The 15,114-nt window shown below is 70.6% G+C and carries 13 protein-coding genes and 2 pseudogenes; 6 read left to right on the forward strand and 9 right to left on the reverse strand.

Annotation, left to right across the window (positions count from 1 at the left end; translation table 11 throughout):
- The first annotated feature begins 136 nt into the window (after positions 1 to 136).
- The 3 genes from ACGF5O_RS32415 to ACGF5O_RS32425 all read left to right on the forward strand — a co-directional run bounded on the left by ACGF5O_RS32415 (position 137) and on the right by ACGF5O_RS32425 (position 3,083).
- Entirely contained in the window at positions 137 to 1,489 is a 1,353-nt protein-coding gene (locus ACGF5O_RS32415) for an NAD(P)/FAD-dependent oxidoreductase (protein ID WP_393813442.1), read from the forward strand.
- Between the two features lie 14 nt (positions 1,490 to 1,503).
- Entirely contained in the window at positions 1,504 to 1,845 is a 342-nt protein-coding gene (locus ACGF5O_RS32420; protein ID WP_393813443.1) for a hypothetical protein, read from the forward strand.
- 302 nt (positions 1,846 to 2,147) lie between these two features.
- Positions 2,148 to 3,083 carry an RNA polymerase sigma-70 factor gene (locus ACGF5O_RS32425; RefSeq protein WP_393813444.1) on the forward strand — a complete coding sequence of 312 codons (936 nt, stop codon included), beginning with the start codon at positions 2,148 to 2,150 and terminating at the stop codon, positions 3,081 to 3,083.
- Between the two features lie 19 nt (positions 3,084 to 3,102).
- Here ACGF5O_RS32425 and ACGF5O_RS32430 read toward each other — a convergent pair whose 3' ends face one another.
- The 3 genes from ACGF5O_RS32430 to ACGF5O_RS32440 form a co-directional block, all read right to left on the reverse strand.
- Positions 3,103 to 3,984, reverse strand: a complete 882-nt coding sequence (locus tag ACGF5O_RS32430; RefSeq protein ID WP_393813445.1) for an ABC transporter substrate-binding protein — start codon at positions 3,982 to 3,984, stop codon at positions 3,103 to 3,105.
- A gap of 65 nt (positions 3,985 to 4,049) precedes the next feature.
- Positions 4,050 to 4,805: an SDR family NAD(P)-dependent oxidoreductase gene (locus ACGF5O_RS32435; protein ID WP_393813446.1), complete on the reverse strand. Its 756-nt coding sequence runs from the start codon at positions 4,803 to 4,805 to the stop codon at positions 4,050 to 4,052.
- A complete protein-coding gene (locus ACGF5O_RS32440) occupies positions 4,802 to 7,060 on the reverse strand; it encodes a SpoIIE family protein phosphatase (RefSeq protein WP_393813447.1) in 2,259 nt (752 codons plus the stop codon). The genes ACGF5O_RS32435 and ACGF5O_RS32440 overlap by 4 nt, the downstream gene beginning before the upstream one ends.
- A gap of 324 nt (positions 7,061 to 7,384) precedes the next feature.
- Here ACGF5O_RS32440 and ACGF5O_RS32445 point away from each other — a divergent pair.
- Positions 7,385 to 7,633: pseudogene (locus ACGF5O_RS32445) on the forward strand (SpoIIE family protein phosphatase); the annotation flags it as partial.
- Between the two features lie 354 nt (positions 7,634 to 7,987).
- The gene (locus ACGF5O_RS32450) at positions 7,988 to 8,359 is read left to right on the forward strand and encodes a cupin domain-containing protein (protein ID WP_393813500.1); all 372 of its coding nucleotides are present in this window, start codon (positions 7,988 to 7,990) and stop codon (positions 8,357 to 8,359) included.
- Between the two features lie 225 nt (positions 8,360 to 8,584).
- On the opposite strand, the pseudogene ACGF5O_RS32455 reads toward ACGF5O_RS32450, so the two are convergent.
- From ACGF5O_RS32455 to ACGF5O_RS32480, 6 genes and pseudogenes are all read right to left on the reverse strand, one after another.
- Positions 8,585 to 8,731, reverse strand: a pseudogene (locus ACGF5O_RS32455) (acyl-CoA dehydrogenase); the annotation flags it as partial.
- A gap of 75 nt (positions 8,732 to 8,806) precedes the next feature.
- The gene (locus ACGF5O_RS32460) at positions 8,807 to 9,430 is read right to left on the reverse strand and encodes a DUF5134 domain-containing protein (RefSeq protein ID WP_393813448.1); all 624 of its coding nucleotides are present in this window, start codon (positions 9,428 to 9,430) and stop codon (positions 8,807 to 8,809) included.
- A gap of 347 nt (positions 9,431 to 9,777) precedes the next feature.
- Positions 9,778 to 11,400, reverse strand: a complete 1,623-nt coding sequence (locus ACGF5O_RS32465) for a cytochrome bc complex cytochrome b subunit (protein WP_393813449.1) — start codon at positions 11,398 to 11,400, stop codon at positions 9,778 to 9,780.
- Between the two features lie 243 nt (positions 11,401 to 11,643).
- Positions 11,644 to 12,309, reverse strand: a complete 666-nt coding sequence (locus tag ACGF5O_RS32470; RefSeq protein WP_393813501.1) for a nitroreductase — start codon at positions 12,307 to 12,309, stop codon at positions 11,644 to 11,646.
- A gap of 142 nt (positions 12,310 to 12,451) precedes the next feature.
- Positions 12,452 to 12,853 (reverse strand): winged helix-turn-helix transcriptional regulator, encoded by a 402-nt coding sequence (locus ACGF5O_RS32475; RefSeq protein ID WP_393813450.1) that lies wholly within the window; start codon positions 12,851 to 12,853, stop codon positions 12,452 to 12,454.
- 287 nt (positions 12,854 to 13,140) lie between these two features.
- A complete protein-coding gene (locus tag ACGF5O_RS32480; protein WP_393813451.1) occupies positions 13,141 to 14,388 on the reverse strand; it encodes an ABC transporter permease in 1,248 nt (415 codons plus the stop codon).
- Between the two features lie 95 nt (positions 14,389 to 14,483).
- Between ACGF5O_RS32480 and ACGF5O_RS32485 the strand changes: the two genes are divergently transcribed.
- Positions 14,484 to 15,089, forward strand: coding sequence for a TetR/AcrR family transcriptional regulator (locus ACGF5O_RS32485; RefSeq protein ID WP_393813452.1), 606 nt, complete (start codon positions 14,484 to 14,486; stop codon positions 15,087 to 15,089).
- Positions 15,090 to 15,114 lie beyond the last annotated feature (25 nt).

A 15,114-nucleotide genomic window follows, 5' to 3' on the forward strand; every position in this document is an offset into this window, starting at 1 on the left:
GGGCGCGTGGGCCGGGACGGGGTGCCGGTGCCGGTGCCGGGTTCCCGTGCACGCCGCGAGGACGTGAGACCGCCGTGTCACACCTTCAGGCCCTGCCTTGTCTATAGGGGGTGTCGAACAACGAACAGAGGGTCTGATGCGTGAAATTCTGATCGTCGGTGGCGGCTACGCAGGCTTCTACGCCGCATGGGGCCTGGAGAAGAGGCTCAGTGCGGTCGAGGCACGGGTCACGGTTGTCGACCCCCGCCCCTACATGACGTACCAGCCGTTCCTGCCGGAGGTGACGGCCGGATCGGTCGAGGCCCGGCATGCCGCGGTGTCACTGCGGCGGCACCTGCGCCGCGCCCGGCTGATCGCGGGAACCGTGACCGGGATCCGTCACGCGGACCGGACGGTCACGGTACGGCCCACCGACGGAGCGGAGTACGAACTGCGCTACGACACCCTCGTCGTGACCGCCGGTGCCGTGACCCGCACTTTCCCCATCCCGGGTCTCGCCCGGCACGCGATCGGTCTCAAGCACGTCGAAGAGGCGGTGGCCATCCGCGACCGGCTGATGACCGCGTTCGACCAGGCGGCCTCCCTGCCTCCCGGCGCCGAGCGGCGACGGCTGCTGACCGTCACCTTCGTGGGCGGCGGATTCTCCGGAGTCGAGGGCTTCGGGGAACTGCTGTCGCTCGCTACGGCGATGCTCAAGTCGTATCCGGAACTGAGCGGCGACGAACTCTCCTTCCATCTGGTCGAGGCCCGGGGCCGCATCCTGCCCGAGGTGGGGGACAAGCCGGGCGCCTGGGTGGTGCGCTCTCTGGAGCGCCGTGGCGCGCACGTTCACCTCGACACACAGATCCGCTCCCTCGCAGGCGGCCGTGTGGTGCTCTCCGACGGGGAGGAGTTCGATTCCGCGCTGGTCGTGTGGACCGCCGGCAACGCCTCCAATCCGGTCGTGCATAACCACTCGGATCTCCCGGTCGACGAACGGGGCCTGGTCGTGGTCCGCCCCGACCTGCGCGTGGGCGGCGGCGAACCCGTCCCGGACGCATGGGCGGCCGGGGACGACGCGGCCGTGCCCGACCTGGCTTCCGCGGTGCCGGGGGCCCACACGGTGCCGAACGCCCAGCACGCCGTACGGCAGGGCAGACGCCTCGCGAAGAACATCGTGGCCGACCTGCGCGGTGGACGCGTCAAGAACTACCGGCACAGCAGTCTGGGGGTGGTGGCCACGCTCGGGCTGGGACGGGGCATCTTCCAGTACAAGGGGATCGTCATCAAGGGGCTCCCCGCCTGGCTGATGCACCGGGGCTACCACGTCCTGGCCGTGCCCTCGTGGGAGCGCAAGATCCGCGTCCTCACGGTCTGGCTCACGGCCGCGGTCTTCGGCCGGGATCTCGTCTCCCTCGCCTCCGTCCAGCATCCGCGGGACGCGTTCGTCACGAGCGGCGATCCGCGGCGTCCCGACGAGAGCCCGACGAGTGGCCGCACGGCCGCATGACCGTGGAGCGCGCCATGAACACCGGCAAGGAGGCCGCGCGCGGCCTGACCGACATCGAGTCCTTCTTGTACCGGCACGCCCATGTGCAAGCGGCACGGCGGCGCGTCACGGTCTTCACCACACGGGTGCCGGGGCTGACCCGGGAGCAGAAGGCGGACATCGAGAGCTGGTACCTCAGGGAACAGACATATGTCGCAAGCATGGTGACGGAACACATCGCGACACATGTCAACGAGGTGCAGCAGCGGCACCGCGTCCGCCTCACGCGCTGGCTGCGCGGAACGCTCACCGCGATGATCCTGGTCAGCATGGCCATGGCCCTCTGTTTCGCCGTGCTCCTGCAGTCGTTGACCTGAACCGTCGACCAGTGGCCGGGAACGGCGGGCACATCACCAGATCATGCGATGCGTCCGCATGTCGCCACGGCCCAGTCTGACCTTGTCGGCGAAGAACGCCCGCACTGCTTGAACAGACTCCCGATGCGAGCCGAGGGGCCGGGCCCCGCGACGACGCTGTCTCCGCCCGCCCGCCGTTGCTCCGACGGCAGCCCACGGCATCCGTGACTTTCCGTTGCCGCTTCCCCCTCCCCCCCGCACCACCCGTGCCCGGCATCCCGTCACGCGACTGCCGTATCCGGAGGAACGAGGACCAAAGGATCATGTATCTCAAGTCGCCCCCTACGACGAGTGACCTTGACGAGGCTGTGTCTGCCTTCGTGCAGTACCGGGCGCGCCTCTTCGGGATCGCCTACCGTGTGCTCGGCAGTGTGGCCGAGGCCGAGGACGTGGTGCAGGAGGTGTGGCTGCGTTGGCAGAAGACCGACCGCTCCGTGGTGGTGAGTCCCGTGGCCTTCCTGTCCAGCGCGACGACCCGCCTGGCCATCAACGTGGCGCAGTCGGCGCGGGTGCGTCGGGAGACCTACATCGGGCCGTGGCTGCCCGAGCCCGTCGACACCAGCTGTGACCCGGAGGTGGGTGCGCAGCGGGCGGAGGCTCTGGAGCTGGCCCTGCTGCTCGTGCTGGAGAAGCTGAGCCCCACCGAGCGGGCCGCGTACGTCCTGCGCGAGGCGTTCGACTACTCCTACCCGGAGATCGCCGAGATCCTGCAGCTCAGCGTCATCAACGTCCGCCAGATCGTGAGCCGTTCGCGCAAGCGCCTGGCGGGCGAGCCACGCGCCAGTGTGGACGCGGTCGAGCACCGGCGCCTGCTGGACGCCTTCGTCTCGGCGGCTCGCACCGGCGACGTGGCCTCGTTGGAAGCCGTCCTCGCCCCCGACATCGTCAGCCTGTCCGACGGCAACGGTCTCCGGGGCGCCGCCCGGGTACCCGTGGTGGGCCGTGCGCGGGTGGCCAACCTGGCCACCGCCACACGGCGCTTCTGGCAGGGCACGGACCTGCGACCGGTACAGGCCAACGGCCGTACGGGCGTGATGATCTACCGCGACGGATCCCCCACCACGCTCCTGACGGTCGCCGCTTCGAGGGAAGGCATCCGCAGGGTGATGTGGGTGTTCAACCCCGGCAAGATCGCCGCGTTCCTGGACTCCGGTGCCCGCCGCGCACCTGCCCCCGGCCTTGCGCCGGTTGACGGGTGAGCCACAGTCCCCGGCTTCCTCAGCCGGGCTCGACCGCCGCGGTGCGGTACATCTCGGCCGCGGTGACGGAGGCGGGCACGCCGAGTTCGGCGGCGACCGCCGTGATCGCGCTCTCGCCGACCCCGAGGTCGGCCTGGCCGTCGTCGGTGAAGTACGGCGCGATGAACGTCTCGTAGTGTGCTCGGGCCTCCGCCGCGGTCTGTCCGCCCAGGAACGTCCGGATGTACCGCACCGCGGTGTCGGGGTCGTCGTGGATCACCTGGAGGGCACGGCGGTGCGCCCGTACGACGGCCTGGACCGCGGGGTCGTCGGGCGCGATGTGGGTGGGGTCCACGGCCACGCCCACCGTGGGGATCCGGAAGTGGTCGCCGACCCAGGCCAGGAGCCGCCAGCCGTGCTCGGCGGCCACCGCCTCCGGCGCCATGGTGCTGCCCACGTAGGCGGCGTCGATGCTGCCGTCGCGCAGCCCGCGCAGGTCCAGGCCGTAGTCGCCGGGCGCCCGCACGACGGCGTGCAGGTCGCGGTCGGGATCGAGACCGGCCCGGCGCAGCACGATCCGGGCGAAGCACCCGGGTGCGGTGCGTGGGGCGTGCACGGCCAGCCGCCGGCCGGCCAGATCGGCCAGGGAGGCCGGGCCGGGGCGGGCGAGGAACCAGAACAGCGGACGGTGCGTGTTGACGCTGAGGGCGACCCAGGGAGTCCCGCCGGTCAGTCGTGACAGCAGTGCCCTGCCGAGCCCGATGGTGGCGCAGCGGCGCAGCCGCTCCTCGTCCCAGGCGCAGCCGTCGTGCAGTGCGACGTGGACTCCCTCGTCGGCGTAGTAGTCCTGCTGGTCGGCGACATAGGCGGCCAGTTCCTCGTGCAGGCCGCGTCCGACGTAGGCGAGATCGATGGTGTGCATGACGGACTTCCTCGGTCGTGCGGTCCGGGAGGGCGGTGCGCCGTGCGCGGCGGACGGCGGGTGCGTCAGTACATCGCCATTCCGCCGTTGACCGCGGCGGTGGTGCCGGTCATGAAGGAGTTGTCCTCACCCGCGTAGAAGGCGATCGCCTGGGCGACGTCGGCCGGGTGTGCCAGACGGCCCAGCGGGGTGGCGGCCACCTGCCGCTGCTTGACCGCGTCGTCGATCACGCCGGCCATCCGGGTGTCCTCCACCGCACCGGGCGCGACCACGTTGACCGTGATTCCGTGCGGTCCCAGTTCCTGGGCGAGATAGCGGGCCAACCCCTCCAGCGCGGCCTTGGCCGTCCCCAGTGCGACCATGCCCGCCCGGGGGCGGCGGCTGAGGCCGGTACCGAGGTAGACGATGCGTCCCCAGCCCTGCTCGGTCATGTGGGGCAGGACGGCCTTGGTGACCGTGAACGCCGCGTGCATCTCGGCGTCCAGCTTGCCGCCCAGCTCCTCCCACGTCATGTCCTGGAACGACTTGACCGCGTACGGGATGAGCGCGTTGTGCACGAGTACGTCGATGCCGCCCCACGAGGCCCGGACCTGGTCGACCATGTCCTCGACCGCCGCCGCCTCGCGCACGTCGGCCTGGACGGCCATGGCCAGGCCGCCGTCGGCCTCGATGCCGGCCACGACCTCCTCGGCCGCTTTGGCGCTGCTGAGGTAGTCGACCACCACGCCCATCCCCCGTGCGGCGAGGAGCCGCGCGGTGGTCGCCCCGATTCCGCTGCTGGCGCCCGTCACCAGCGCCACCCTGCGGGGTGTCCCGGTCATGAGCCCGCCTCCTTCTCGTTGTCCCCGGCCGCCGGAGCGGTCGCGCGGGGGTCGTGAACTGCCGGTCGCCCGTATGACCCGTCCTGGCCGGTGCTGGTGAGCCCGATGAGCAGCAGGGCGATGTCGTCCGTCATGGGGGCGGTGCGCCGTGCGTGGTCGATCAGGGCTGTGGCGAGCCGGTCCGCCGGCTGGAACCGGGCCCGGGCGAGCTGGTCGGCGAGCCCGGCCATGGCGTCGTCCAGGTCGACCCCGGGGGTCTCGACGAGCCCGTCGGTGTACAGGGCGAGGACGGTGCCGGGCGTCAGCGGGATCTCGGTGGCCGGATAGTCCGTGTCGGGGTCGATGCCGAGGAGCAGCCCCGGCGGCAGGGAAAGGACCTCGGCGTGTCCGTCGGGATGGCGCAGGATCGGCGGGGGATGCCCGGCGGTGGACAGGACGGCCCGGCGGCGTGCGAGGTCGAGGTGCGCGTAGAGACAGCTGACGAAGCGGCCCTGGTCCAGGTCGACGAGCTGGCGGTTGGTGTGCGTGAGGGCCTGCGCAGGCGTGGTTCCGGTGGCGGCGTAGGAGCGGAGGAAGGGGCGGATCCGGCCCATGAGCGCGGCGGCGGTGACGTTGTGGCCCTGGACGTCGCCGATGAACGCGGCCGCGGTGGTGTCGTCGACCCGGACCAGATCGTAGAAGTCGCCGCCGATGTCCATGCCGCGGGCGGCGGGCAGGTAGCGGGCGGCCGCGTCCAGACCCGGGACGTCGGGCAGCGAGTCGGGGAGCAGGGCGGCTTGCAGGGTCTGTGCGAGTTCCTTGCTGGCGTCGTACAGGCGGGCCCGTTCCAGTGCCTGTGCGACGAGGCCCGCGAGCGCGGTGAAGACGACCCGTTCCTGCTCGGAGAAGGTGTGAGGTCGGTCGAAGGCGAACACGCACGAGCCCACCGGGCGCCCGGAGGTGATCAGCGGCAGAAAGACCCAGGCGTGCAGGCCCTCCTGACGCACGGCGGGCGGGTAGGCGCGGGACAGTTCCTCGAACGTGGCGAAGAAGCTGGGCCGGCCGGTGGTGAGGACCCGGACCGGGGGCGCCAGGCAGGTCAGCGGTGCTCCGTCGAAGAGTTCCAGGAGCTGGGGGCCGTATCCGCGACGGCCGATGACCCGCATTCTGCCGTCCTCCTCCGCGAGCAGGGCCACGGTCCGGGCGCCGAAGGCAGGCAGCATCTCTTCGGTGATCAGATCGACCACGTCGGACACGCCCACGGCTTCCGAGAGGGCGGCGGCCAGGTGGAGCACCTGGTAGACCTCGCCCAGGGGGACCGGCTCGCCCGGGAACGTCCCCGTCCGTGCGGGCCCGGCCGGTGGGGCCGGGCCCGGGCCGGTCGGCGAGATGCGGACGCTCACCCCGGATCCGTCGGGGTAGAGCTCGAAGGCGAGCCACTGGTCCGGCGGACGCCGGACGGTGAAGGAGGCGGGCGTGCGACTGAGCATGGCGCCGCGGAAGCAGTCCTCGATGGGCGAGCCGGCGATCCAGGGCAGGGACTGCCAGGGACGTGTGCCGGTCAGCTCGGGGACGCCGCCGCCCAGCAGAGTCGCGGCGGTGGCGCTGACGTAGGTGAGGGTGCCCTCCAGGTCGAGCGCGCAGTTGCCGTCCGGCAGCCGTTCGACGAGGTCCGCCGCGGCCAGCGCCGAGGCCGGATCCCGGCCGCGGGCCGGCGGCTGCGGCAGCGTGCGCGGTGCCGGCCCCGGACGCACGGCGTGGCCGGTACCGGCGGCGTCGCGCAGGAACCGCCCCAGGCTGCGACAGGCGGCGGCGACCCGGTCGGGTCCCGGACCGACGCCGCCGGTGTCGGACCCGGGCCACAGGAGCAGCAGCGTGCCCCAGGCCGTGGTGCCGGTGACGATCGGTGCCGCGGCTGCCGCGCAGTGGTAGCGAAGCGCGATCGCCGTACGCGGGTAGCGCCGGGCGAACTCCTCGGGGTCGCTCAGCCAGACCAGCCGTCGCAGGCGGAGCGCCTCCGCCACCGCGACAGGGCTCGACAGCGCCACCCGGGACCAGGGCGTCAGATACTCCGCCGGCAGCCCCGCGGTCACCTCCAGCCGCAGCGTCCGCCCGTCGGACGCCAGCAGGAAGACCGCACCCGCGAGCACCCCCGTGTCGTGCACGGCGAACTCCAGCAGCCGGTCCAGCTCCGCCCGGCGTGTCGGCCCGGAGGCGGCTGAGGACCCACGAGGCCCGTAGGGCGGTACCGCGCCGTCTTCCCGCATGGCGCACATACCAGCACCGTACGTCCGCACCGGCCGGCCCCGCGCGGGAGAGCCGCCGCGGCAGTGGCCCCTGTCACAGCGCAAAGCCACGTCCGGTCAACGGTCCGAAAAGGGACAAGTAGGCGTGCATTCGCGCTCAGGTCCGAGACCGGAATCGAGAACGGTTCCCCGGCACGGCGTCCCACAGGTGCCTGCCTCGCCGCCACCTGTCCGAGGACGACGATTCGATGACCAGCACAGACCGACCGATGCCGGGCCCAGCGCGGCTGGTCTGGCACGACGACGGTACGGCACAGGGACGGGCACCGGCTCGACGTGAGCCCGCGGGTTTCGATGCCAACCGCTGACCCACCGCGACGCTACGGTCCAGCGGCTGGCCGAGGACGATGCCGACTTCCGGAGCAGTACTCCCCGGCCGTGGGCGCCACCTCTCTTCACGCGGTCGACCCGCAGGGGCGGGTCGCCTTCCCCGACCTCCCCACCGGAATCCCGCTGAGCATGGGGCCGGGCGTCCCCTTCGAGGCCGCGGAGTTGGAACTGCCCGAAGGAAGCCTCACCCTCGGCCTGTACACCGACGGACTCGTCGGGACCCGCGACCACGACATCGACGTGGGAATGCACCGCCTCGGGAGCACCCTGGCACAACCGGGCCGCCCCGGAATGCCGCCCATGCCCGAGGAGCGACCCGTGCTCGTCTCCGCGACGGCCGCGGACTCCGGTGTCGCCGCGGGCCGCGGGTCCTTGCCCTGGTGGGGGGTTCGCCATGCCGCGGGCTCCTGGTTTGTGAGGGCCGCCGGCACGATGCAGGGTGGTTCCTGGGACAAGGAGCACCGGACCATCCGTTCCGGGCGGGCCTACGGAGGTGCAGCAGTGTCGGCACAGGACTCCGCGACCGAGCGCGCCGGACAGGACGACGGGGCGACGTTCGGCCCCAGGATGCTGGCGGACGTCAAGCCGCCCTTCGTTCCCGAGGGCGCTTCGGGCATGACCGTCCTCGTCGAGTGGCCGCCCGGGGACCCCGGGACACCTCCGCACCGCCACTCGGGGCCGTGTTTCGGCTACGTCATCGAAGGTGCGGTCCGGTGGGAGCTCGAAGGCGAGCCGGAACGGGTGATCAAGGCCGGCGACACGTTCTGGGAGCCGGGAGGCGAGGTGATCCACTACCAGAACGGCAACGCCTCCTCGGAGGTGCCGGCCAAGTACATCGTGTTCATGATGTGCGCCCCGGGCCAGCCGATGCTCACGCTGGTCGACGACGAGGAACTGGAGCAGCGGGCCCACCTGCGCGCCCCGCGCCCCACAGAGTGATCCGCAGGCCCGCGGGGAGGGCCACAGCCGACGAGGCAGGGGGGCGGCGTTGAGGGCGCATACGGCCTGCGGCATGCATTGCCGAATGCGCGGCGCAGACCTCATGGGCCACCTGGACCCCGGGCGCGAAAGCCAGGCCGGGACCGTGAGATCGCGGCCGTCCGCGAGGCTCCGGTGGCGGTACGCGGCGGCCGGGGCGCCTGCGTCGTCGTGGAAGTCGCACCCGGCGTCGGCGAAGAACCGTGCGATGTCGTGGTCGAGGACGGTGCCGTTGCCGCCGAAGATGCCGCGGTCCCGCAGCCGGGCGAGCTGCACCGGCATGCCCCAGGAGGCGGTGATGTCGCCCAGGCTCTTCACCAGCAGGTCCTGCACGCACCTCGTAGAGGTGGAAGTCGGCGCCCAGCAGGTCGTCCGACAACGCAGGGGAAGTGAAGGTCGTCGTTTCCGTCAATGGGGCATCAGAAGCATGACCAGCGTTCCCATGGCCGTCGCTCCGTCCCAGAAGCGGTCGCACACACTGCGGAGGCCGGCCGGTTCGGCCACCGTGCCGGTGGTTGCGCGCAGCGCGGGCATGTCGCGGGTCAGCGAGTGCAGAGCACAGGTGAGCAGGTACAGCGCCAACACTCCGGTGACGACGCTGCCGGCCTTCGACTCACCCATGGAGTGGCTGACATGCATGGCCTGGTGTGCCGTCGGAACGCCGTCGGCCATGGTCTCGTGCGAGTGCCCCGCCGCGCGGTACGACATCCAGGTCATCGCCGCCATGCCCACCGCGTAGGGCAGTCTCCTCACGGTTGCCGACAGCTGTCCCTCCTGGCCGTCCCTGACGGCGGTCAGCGGGAACCACAGTGCGGCGGCGGCGAAGAAGACCGACTGCGGCAGCGCGGGCAGGGCGCCGCCCCGGCTCCACGGCATCACCGCCATGGTCAGCGCCATGACGGCGTGCAGCAGATGGTCGACGCGGCTGCGGCAGCCACCGGCCCGGACCAGGACGCTCCGCCGGAGAGCTCGGACAGCGGCCGCCGCGAACAGGGCGGTCAGCATGCAGTGGACGACGTCAGTGGCACTCATGCCGAGTCGCACCCTCCCACGGAGCGGTCAGGATCCGTGCCGGAACGGCACTGTGTGAGCGGACGGGTGGTCAGCCGGTGGGGCGCGGGGTGCGCGAGTGAGCCCGTTCGGCCATGGCGAGCGGTGCGGCGTCCTGAGCCGGGTATACCTCGCGACCGGAACATCTCCGGACAGACATGCCGAGACGAGTGCCGCGTCGAAGGCCGTGTCGGTGTCGAAGCCCGATACATGTTCCAGGGCCCGAGGCCCATGCTGTTGGACAGCAGACCCGTCTTCGGTCCGCAGGCCCGGGCCGGTGCCGTCGACACCTCTCTCCCACACCGTCTGCCGGCGGCCGGGCCGTGCTGTCACACACGGTGCTCGTCGGTGATCTCCCGGTACTCCCGCAAGGTCGGCTTGGGGATCTGCGAGCCTTCGCCGTAGAGGGCGCGGCTGACCCGGACCCTCAGGCGCCGGGCAAGGCGGGCGCCGGCGCTCCGGTCGCCCGTGTCGCCGTCGTCGGGTGCGATCGGCGTGTACTGCTCATGCTGGGTGAGGAGGTGGAGCTCCCCCTGACCGAGAGGCTCGTGCACCTCGACGAACTCGCCCTGCGGCAGGCGCTTGATGACGCCCGTCTCGCGGCCGTGCAGCACCTTGTCGCGGTCTCCGCGCTGCAGTCCGAGGGCCCACCTCTTCGTCACGGCATAGGCCGTGACGGGTACGACGAAGAGACCGATACGGACCGCCCACGTCACCGATTCGACCGAGACATGGAACCGGGTGGCGATGATGTCGTTCCCGGCGCCGACGAGCGACACCACGTAGAAGCCGATCCACGCGACACCGAGCGCCGTTCGCACGGGTCGGTTGCGCGGTCTGTCCAGAAGGTGCCGCTCACGATCGTCCCCGGTCACCCAGGACTCGACGAACGGGTACACGCCCATGGCCAGGAAGAAGCCGACGCCCGCCACCAGGGGGATCAGGTTGTCCAGGGCCAGGGTGTGGCCCCAGAGGGCGATCTCCCAGCCGGGCATGACGCGCAGCAGTCCGTCCGCCACGCCCATGTACCAGTCGGGCTGCGATCCGGCCGAGACCTGGTCGACGCGGTAGGGGCCGTACAGCCAGATGGGATTGATCTGCGCGAGGGCCGCGATCGCGAAGATGACACCGGCGACCAGGAAGAAGACACCCGCGGACTTCACGGCCCGCACCTTGAGCGGCAGGCCCACCAGGTTCCTGTTGCTCCGGCCCGGGCCCGGATACTGCGTGTGCCTGTGACGGAGCAGCAGGATCAGATGGGCCACGAGCAGTCCCACCATGATGGCCGGGATGACCAGGACATGGATCGCGTTGAAGCGGGCCACCAGTTCACCGCCCGGGAACTCGCCTCCGAAGAGAAACATCGAAAGGTAGGTTCCGACGACCGGTATGGAAAGAATCGTCCCGTTCACGACGGCCAGCCCGGTGCCGGACAGCAGGTCGTCCGGAAGGTCGTATCCGGTCAGCCCTCCGAACATTCCGAGGACCAGCAAGAGGAAGCCGAACAGCCACTGGAATCCACGGGGTTTGCGGAAGGCGCCCGTGAAGAACACGCGCAGCATGTGGACCAGCGTGGCCCCGACGAACACCAGGGCCGCCCAGTGGTGCGCCTGCCGGATCAACAGGCCGCCCCGGACGTCGAAGGAGAGGCGCATGGTCGAGTTGAACGCCTCCGACACCGGCTGCCCCCGCAACGGCAGGTAACTGCCGTTGTACTGGACCTCTTTCATCGACGGATGGAAGTACAGGCTCAGATACACCCCGGTCACGACGATGACGAGGAAACTGTAGAGACAGATCTCCCCCAACAGGAAGGACCAGTGGTCGGGGAAGGCCTTGCGTGCTTTGGCCCGCAGCAGGCCGTACGGGCCCAGGCGCCCGTCCGCCCAGCGGGCGATGCGCTCCCCACCGCCCCCTTCGGCCGCTTCTTCCCTCTGGCTCTGATCATCCATGCCCCGGCAACCATTCCTCACCCGGCCCGAAAGGGACGCTCTCGATGCCATGAGCCCGTCTTGCGGCCGGACAGGGAAGGGATACGGCAGGTCAGTCGCCTGTCGTGGGCAGAACCGAGTCGGCGGGCCACCTGATCCGCACTCCCCGGGCAAGCAGGCTCATGACTGCTTCCACCCGAATGACCGGACAGGACCCGCGGATGTGACACCCATGGACCCGAGGCGGTGCTCGGCGTCGTCACCTCACTCGTCGACGAAGGTGACCGTCTGTTCGAGCGGTGCTCGGCCGGTTCGGGTGGAGGGCACTTCGGTGTCTTCGAATCCGATCGACATGCCGCAGAAGAGGATGAGTTCGGCGGGGGGCGACAGGACCTCCGCGACGGTCTTGCGATAGACCGACCACGCCATCTGCGGGCAGCTGTGCAGGCCCTCGGCACGGAGCAGCAGCATCACGGTCTGCAGGTACATGCCCAGGTCGGACCACTGGGGCCGCCCCAGACCTCGGTCGATGTAGCAGAACAGCGCCGCCGGTGCGCCGAAACACTGCCAGTTCGCGGAAGCGGCCCTCTGGCGCGCCTCCCAGTCCTCACGCTCGATGCCCAGTGAGCTGTAGCGCTCCGCACCGAAGGCGGATCGGCGCTCGCGGTAGGGGGACCTCAGTGTCTGCGGGTACATCTCGTATTCCCGCTCGTCCCAGGGATCGCACGCGGTCACGCGCCGGCCGGCGAGCTCCTTGAGCTCGTCCAGCGGCCGGCCGGTCAGCACGTAGATGTGCCAGGGCTGGAGGTTCGACCCGGAGGGCGCCCAGGCCGCGGCGGCGAGCACCCGCTCCAGTACCTCCCTCGGGACGGGCCGGTCGATGAATCCACGTACGGCTCGTCGGCTCGTCACCGCCTCGTAGACGTCCAAGATCACCAAGCTCCTCGGCTGCTCTATATGCCACCCCTGCCAGTCGTAAGACTGCAAAATGTAATAATATGCGCAAATCGCCGCGAACTATCCTCCTGTCGGGTCATGTCTGGCACGGCGGTCGCGGCTGGACGGGAAGTTGTCAGGTGCCGGTCGTGGCTGGTCGATCGGCTGCCGGTGAGCTGCTCGCGGGAAGGTGGTCTTCCGCCCAGAGGAAGAGAACCGCCAAGGGGATGAGGAGGGCGTTGCCGTGCGGAGAGAGCGCGTAACGGGTTCGCGATGACAGTCCGGGCCGCGCGTCCTGAGTGACCAGATCGATCGCGGTCAGTTCCCGGAGCCGCCGGGCGAGCGTGCGGCTGGTGAGGCCGGGGACGCGCTCGCGAATCTGCACGGAGTCGGCCGGACCTTTGGCCAAAGCCATGAGGATCGCGCCGTTCCAGCCGTTGCTGAGCAGGGAGAAGGCCCGGGTGATGGCCGGAGTGGCATCGGCGGACTGCGAATGCTCGGTTCGGTCTGCCGGGGGAGGGTCTTGTGGGGCAGGCATGGTGCGTGTCCGTTCCGGTACGGCGCGAGCCATCGCGGTGCGAGGACTCGCGCTGTATTCGGTGGTCGTGGTCGTGGTCGTAGCGGTAGTTGTGGCGGGAGTCGGCGCGTGTGCCGGCCGGGCCGCTTCCCAGGGTGGTGGTGCGTCCCCGCGAACGGGGCTGTCGGCCTTTGCGGTTGGCCGTGGGCTCGGGGAGCCGCCGACGCGCGTCGGCGGCTCCCCGGCCTTGGTATCGGACCGAAATTCCCGGCATCCAGGGTGTGATCGCGTACGTGCAGCGCTCGGCGTCAGTCCTCCCCGTCATGGCGACGTGCGTGCGCGTGCGCGTGCCGCGGAACCGCCAGGGCAGGGCCGGACCCGGGCAGTGCCGGGAGCAACTCGCCGGAAGCCGTTGCACCGTTCTTCGTGCCACGGTTCTCCCGGATGACCCAGTGGCCGCACATGACCGCCGTGAGCCCGCAGACGGTCCACAGGGCCAGGACGGCAAGGTGGCCGGCGTCGGCGTTGCCGTCGAAGTACGTGATGTCGCGCAGCAGGCTGGCTCCGGCGCCCGGGGGCAGCCATTGGCCGACGTAGTCCATGCCCTTGGGGAGCATCTCCGGAGCGGAGGTGGCGCCGGAGAAGGCGTTTCCCACGAAGACCATGAGTGCGGCGCTGAGCCCGAGGCCTGCCGGTCCGAGGAGCCGGATCACGCCGGCGGCGGTGGCGCTGACGGAGACCAGATCGAGGGTCAGGATCGCCCACGTGGCCACATGGTTGTGGGGCAGCGCCCCGAGGAAACCCTGGGCCACGACGTAGACGCCGAGGGCCGCGACGGCGCATGAGACGAGAAGTGTCAGTACCCGGTGCCGCGGGCGTGCCAGGCCACGGGCCATCGTGACGAACGCCCCGATCAGGATGCCGCAGATCGTGAGCGGGAAGACCGATGAGCTGAACACCACGCCCCGGGGGTCGTCCGTGGCGACGGGCACCACGTCGACCGACTTGGCGAGGATCTTCACCGGGGGAGCGGCGTCGCCCGTTCCATGGTCGGCGGCGGCCTGCTTGTGGGCCTTCGCGGCGGAATGCGCACTGCCGGCCTTCTGCTCGGCAGCCTTCTGCTGGGCGGTCGCCTGCCGGGCGGTCGCCTGCTGGGTTGCCTTGTCCGCCAACTGCTGTCCGACATCGGTCAGAAGCTGGGCCACGGAGGGGCTCGCGGCGGTGGCCTTCAGTACGGTGACGCCGTGGCCGGAGATGGCGAAGGCACCGTAGACGTCCCGGTTCCTGATCGCCGACCGCGCCGCCTGCTGGTTGGGATAGAGGCGGAAGTCGAAGGCGCCGGGCTTCTGTTGGGTCAGGCTCTCCACCGCGTGCTGACTGGCCGGCCCCGTGCCCACGATCCCGACCGGGACGTCGCGCGGCGAGATCCGCCCCGCCGGCCAGGCGAACGTCATCACCGCCAGAGTGATCGCTATGGGCAGCGCTACGGCGGCAATGGCTACTTCCCGCCATGCCCGGCGTCCTGACAAGGGGTTCCTCACGGCCCGCCCTCTCATGAAAAGGAATGATCGTTTTTCGTGAGGGTCCAGTCTGGGTCTTCGGGTCGGTGAGAGTCAAGACGAATGTTCGTTTTCTTTGGTAGTCTGGTCTCATGCCCAAGGTCTCCCAGCAGCACATGGACGCCCGCCGCAAGCAGATCCTGGACGCGGCGCGCCGCTGCTTCCTCCGTGACGGGTTCCACTCCACGTCCATGCAGGCCCTGTTCGCGGAGTCGGGGCTGTCCGCGGGCGCGGTGTACGGGCACTTCGCCGGCAAGGACGAGATGATCCTCGCGATCGCCGAGGAGAACATGCGCGAGGTCCTGGACATCACGGTCGCCGTCGCCGCGAACCGGCAGGGCCGGTCCATGGGGGAGGTCATGGCGGAACTGCTCGACGTGATCCGGGTCAAGTCCGCCGAGGAGGACGTGGCCGGCCTCGCGGTTCTGGTCTGGGGAGAGGCCATGCGCAACCGTTCGCTGGCGCGCAGGCTCGACCACCTCATGGGCGGCATGCGTGCCAATCTCGTCACTCTGGTCCGCGACCACCAGGAGCGGGGCGGTCTGCCGACGAGCGCGACGGCCGAGGGGATCGCTTCGACGATGCTCTCCGTCCTCCCCGGCTACATCCTGCAAGTGGCTCTGCTCGATCCGGCAGTGGTGGCCGAGGTGCCTGACGCGGTGCGCGCGTTGTGGCCGGGACCGGCCGGCGAGCGCTGAGCGGTCTCCGGAACATGGGGCGGCC

It is taken from the genome of Streptomyces sp. NPDC048291 (assembly GCF_043201715.1).
In the GTDB taxonomy this organism is placed as follows: Bacteria; Actinomycetota; Actinomycetes; order Streptomycetales; family Streptomycetaceae; genus Streptomyces.